General features: G+C 34.1%; 4 protein-coding genes. 2 read left to right on the top strand and 2 right to left on the bottom strand.

Translation table 11 applies throughout. From position 1 onward, the window contains the following. Positions 1–198: 198 nt before the first annotated feature. Together ACI4WO_RS01110 and ACI4WO_RS01105 are read right to left on the bottom strand one after the other, a co-directional pair. Positions 199–1,359, bottom strand: a complete 1,161-nt coding sequence (locus ACI4WO_RS01110) for a GGDEF domain-containing protein (protein ID WP_439805715.1) — start codon at positions 1,357–1,359, stop codon at positions 199–201. A gap of 597 nt (positions 1,360–1,956) precedes the next feature. Further along, on the bottom strand, positions 1,957–2,286 hold the full coding sequence (locus ACI4WO_RS01105; protein WP_439805714.1) for a helix-turn-helix domain-containing protein: 330 nt from the start codon (positions 2,284–2,286) through the stop codon (positions 1,957–1,959). 168 nt (positions 2,287–2,454) lie between these two features. Here ACI4WO_RS01105 and ACI4WO_RS01100 point away from each other — a divergent pair, with 168 nt between their 5' ends. Both ACI4WO_RS01100 and ACI4WO_RS01095 read left to right on the top strand, forming a co-directional pair. Further along, entirely contained in the window at positions 2,455–4,203 is a 1,749-nt protein-coding gene (locus tag ACI4WO_RS01100) for a hypothetical protein (RefSeq protein WP_439805713.1), read from the top strand. Positions 4,204–4,212: 9 nt separating this feature from the next. Further along, positions 4,213–4,521: a hypothetical protein gene (locus ACI4WO_RS01095; protein ID WP_439805712.1), complete on the top strand. Its 309-nt coding sequence runs from the start codon at positions 4,213–4,215 to the stop codon at positions 4,519–4,521. Positions 4,522–4,591 lie beyond the last annotated feature (70 nt).

Below are 4,591 nucleotides of genomic sequence, written 5' to 3'. Positions count from 1 at the left end.
AATGTGGAAATTTATGAAATCGACAACAATCGCCAATGTCATTATATCACTAAAAGCCATACGTAAAGACTAAAATGGGCTCTGCGAAAAAATTTCTGTAAAAACATCAACTGCAATAAAAAACGATACTATGGAGCAGCAGAAAATTTTGCTGCGGTGTTACAAAAAAACTTGACCACAACACCTATTGTATTGGAATTATCTGCAAAATTGGGGATTAAGCTTTTTTATTGCTGCTTTATTTTCATACATATTATTGTCTGCTCGATTGTATATTTTCATGAATTCCGAAAAATTGCCTGTTCCCGAAGCGTATCCCATAGCAATGCTGAGTTTTATTGGGCTATCCTTATAGTTATTGCATGCGGTTCGAACATTTTCAACTTCTGAATTAACAATTTTATCATTTGGGGAAATATATATTACCGCAAATTCATCTCCGCCTATCCTGTATACATTGTATGCGTTCTTCAGATTATCAGTAAGAATCATCGCAACAGCTTTAATAAGCCTGTCACCTTCGGCGTGACCGTAATTATCATTAATAAGCTTTAGTCCATTCATATCACAGATAATGAAGCCAATGTTCAGCTGCTTATTTCGATATTTTTTTTCAAATACAGACATTTGCTTCCCAAAACTGTTTTTGTTGCGTAAACCTGTTGAATTATCCCAAAGAGCCTGTTCCAAATATTCGGAAACGGGATTTTCAACCGTAACAAACAGACCTATGCAGACAAATGTTGCACCTGCTCCCGTCATAAGTAGCTCAGGAACAACTACCTGAGTAGAAATCATCAATGCCATAAGTATTGTAGTCGGAAAAACAGCAAGACGCATTTTCTTATCCAGTTTTTTGAAATGTACAATAATCAAAACTACTGATGTAATACAATATAAAGCAAATATACCGTAGCAAGCAAAAAGAAACGGACCGAAACTGTAATTTGTTCCTCTGCCCTCAACATATTCTAACGGCAGAATGAATGAAAGCAGTATTACAAGTATAACAGATAAAAACTTTGTGCGACGGTATTTCTGCAGAAACTTATTGGACATTGTAAGCAGTATAACATAGTCCAGAAATTCCACTATAAACAATACTCCGAAACAGAAGTAGACAATATGAAGTATTCTGTTCAGCAAGCCGGGAACAATACTGATATTGTTTACAGTTATAACCGTTACTATATCAAATATTACATGTCCCAGGGCAAAAAATGATATTTTCAGAAACGGTTTTCTATCGCTGTTTTCATCATTATTTTTATAAAACGAATAATAGCATATCAAGAAAACGAGAAAAAGAAAGCAAACTATTTCTTCTCTTATGGTCAGAATAATAGACAGAATAATCACTCCTTATGAGCAGTAATAAACATATTTTATTTTATTATATCTTTTTTTTATTTATTTGTCAATTATTATTAAAACAGTTTTTTATTCACACTTGTCTGTCTTTTTGAAATATATTTAAATTATCTATTATAATCACCTGCAAATCCCGATTTAGTACAGGTTTGTAAAGCTATGCCTTACACTTAGTTTAACATATTATACCACACTCATATGTAAAAAGATTATTATTTGTTGAAAGATGATCTTTATTTGACGTTTATATTTCTTCTTTGATACAAAACAGTTCCGGGAATTTATGAAAATCCGGTAACTGTTTTGTATTCCCAGATTTTTTGGATTGTGGTATTATATTGTCGAAGGGAGGGGAAAAGAATGAAGCATGAAAGTACAACTATCAATGAGTTAATGCGGAATTTTGATATCTGGGAACTAATATACGATTTTTACAGTGGCGGACTTGAAATACTGTAGCGAAAAAGCAGAGAAAATGCACTGGCTGACAAACTTTCAGAAATACCATATAACGGTTATGTTCTTGAAAATCTTTATAAACTTTTTGGTCTTGATCCTACTTTAACCGAAAGCGAAGTACGCAGCTTATTCAGCGACTGAATCCGTAAAGGCTCCTGCAATTTTCAGAAAGTTGGTGCGATGTTCTTCCGGACAATGACGAAAAAGTGATATGAGAGTATCAAGGTCAGACTTTTCTTCCTGCTCCCCGAAAAGCATGAAATCAACGTTCATGCAGAGTACATCTGACATTCTTGCAAGGGTGGTCATGGACATTCCCTTGACGCCAAGTTCAATGTCTGAACAGAACTTTGCGGATACTTCAAGTTTCTCTGCCAGTTGTTCTCTTGTCAACCCTAAAAGTTCTCTTTGTCTGCGGATTCGTTCGCCCATTAGTTTATAATTAATAGTTTTCATATTCAATTTCCTCTTGATTTAGTTGATATTTACTATAATTTTACACGAAAATTTGTAGAATATGAATTAACTATCAGAGTTGACAGATTATAACTATTGGTGTATAATGATTTATGTAAGATTAATAAATTTAATGTCTGTATACACGATTTTATTGGAGGTTTAAAAATGGCTGATTATACAATTAGTTCTGCCAATCTAAATGGAATTGAAAGAGACTTAAACAGTATTGATGAAAACTTAAGAACGGTATACCGTCGGTTAGAAACTGTAGATTCTAATGTGGATGTTGTTAATGATAATGTTAAGGTGATTTATAACGATGTTGAATCACTGGCAAGGGATTTTCATCAATATGTTTATACGCAATTAAGAGCAAATGCCAAATCAAACTCACAGCAGAGACTAATTCAGATTCGTCAAGAACTTGAAAAAAAATTTGGACATTATGATGTTGTCAGAAGAACAACAACTGGTATATTACAAGCAGACGATTTGGGAATAGTTAAGAAAAGTACTATAACCAATGCTACAGAAGAATTGATGATTACTACCCCAAGATATTGGTTGGCTCCGTGCCTTGTAGCATTGGCAGCATGGATAAATGATCAACCTGAACTTGCCGAAAAGGCTGTTAATGAAGCATTAAAAAGAGATGATGAGAAAACATCATTGTTTTGGGCTTTGATTTGCAGAAGAGCAGATAGAAAATCTTCTTCATTAAAATGGACACAGCGTTATCTTGCAAATCAGGATGCAGAAGACCTTGACAGAAAAACAATTATAATACTTGATGCTTTTGCAAGCGGTTTGTTAGGGGCAGATTCAGAGGGTGTCATTTCTCGTCAAATGACAGAATGGTTGGATTACCTTTCTGAAAAGCCAGGATTTGTTGAACAGCAAACTAAACAGTGGTCTGAAGCTATTAGTTTGAAAAAAAAGCCATATAGTGGTAGTTATACATATTTAACAAAATACAGTAAAACATGGCCGGTGTTACAGCAAATAATGGAAGGTGCAATGTTACATGCTGAATTGCTTGAATACTTTACCAATATTTTTAATCAAGAGGCATCTACCGACTCGTTAAAAGAACAACTTGATAATATCCTCAATGATTTAGTTAATGACTTCGATGAAGAAGAAGTTCCGCTTAGAAAAGAAGAAAAATATAATCAATTTGTTGTGGATTTTGAAGGCGATGAAGACAGGGCGTCAAAGTACATGAAAATGGAGGAATCGGCTTTTGACGAACATAAGGATTTCACTCAACTTTTGACTGATGCAGCTATGAAACCTGAAAGTTCTCATTCAAGTGTATCCACTCAGAAGTTTGCAATTGCTCTTTCTAAGGGTTGGATAAGTAATGCATACAATGACATTGTTGCAAAGAATCGAATGAACATTCCTAATGAGATTGAAATTAACGTCGATACCTTTAATACTAAAACTCGAGACGGTAAAGATGAGCAAAGAATAATTAAAGATTTTTGCAATCTTGTGGAAAATGAAAAGAAAAATGCATTATCTGATTGCTATTTGAGTCAATTTGAGAGGTATTGTCTTTTTGGAGGTATTGCAATTGCTGTAATAGGCTTGATAATGATGCTTTGTAAAAAGACACTTGTAGGTATTATAGCAATAATAGCCGGTATCGGACTTGTTATAAAACATTTTTCCGCCAAGAAAAATGTTGAAGTGGCACGTAATGATATAATTTCCAAATTTGATCAGAAAAGAAAAAGCGGATGTGAAATTATAAGGGCTACATTAGCTGAAATTGTTGATTTTCGCAAGGAATTTGAAGAAAAGGACGGAGAAAGTCAAAAGGTTATAGATTTTCTGGATCAAATAACCCCAGAACAGTATGTAAGAAAACTTTCCGATTCAAATAGAAGAATAAAAATTTCGGATTAGGAGAATAAAATGGAAGAAAAAAATAATGTTGAGTTTATTGTATGTCCTGTATGTGGAATGAAAAATCAAATGGGACAAGAGTATTGTAACAATTGTGGATGTGGGTTGAAAAAAGTAGCTGCTCAAATGGCGGCACAGTCTTCAGAAAGTACTGATAATAGCCAGAAAAGCGGAGTTGCATTTAAGTCGATAGATGATGGTGAAGTAAAGACTGCATCAACCAAAAAAACAAAGTATAAAGCACCACCAACAGTATTTGCAGAAGGTTTGCCTGATTGGGATATAGTTCCACCTAAGATTTTGGTAAAGAGGAGATGATCACTATGATTTCTACTAGTATAAAACCCCCTAGCACATATTCAGAGTGGTTGGATTTGCTTGAAGCTCT

The organism is Porcipelethomonas sp. (assembly GCF_051893655.1).
In the GTDB taxonomy this organism is placed as follows: Bacteria; Bacillota; Clostridia; order Oscillospirales; family Ruminococcaceae; genus Porcipelethomonas.
This window is presented reverse-complemented; position numbering and strand designations above follow the sequence as displayed.

Coding starts and splice junctions, on each gene's coding strand:
- ACI4WO_RS01105 (WP_439805714.1), bottom strand. CDS start 2,286: ATGAAAACTATTAATTATAAACTAATGGGCGAACGAATCCGCAGACAA.
- ACI4WO_RS01100 (WP_439805713.1), top strand. CDS start 2,455: ATGGCTGATTATACAATTAGTTCTGCCAATCTAAATGGAATTGAAAGA.
- ACI4WO_RS01095 (WP_439805712.1), top strand. CDS start 4,213: ATGGAAGAAAAAAATAATGTTGAGTTTATTGTATGTCCTGTATGTGGA.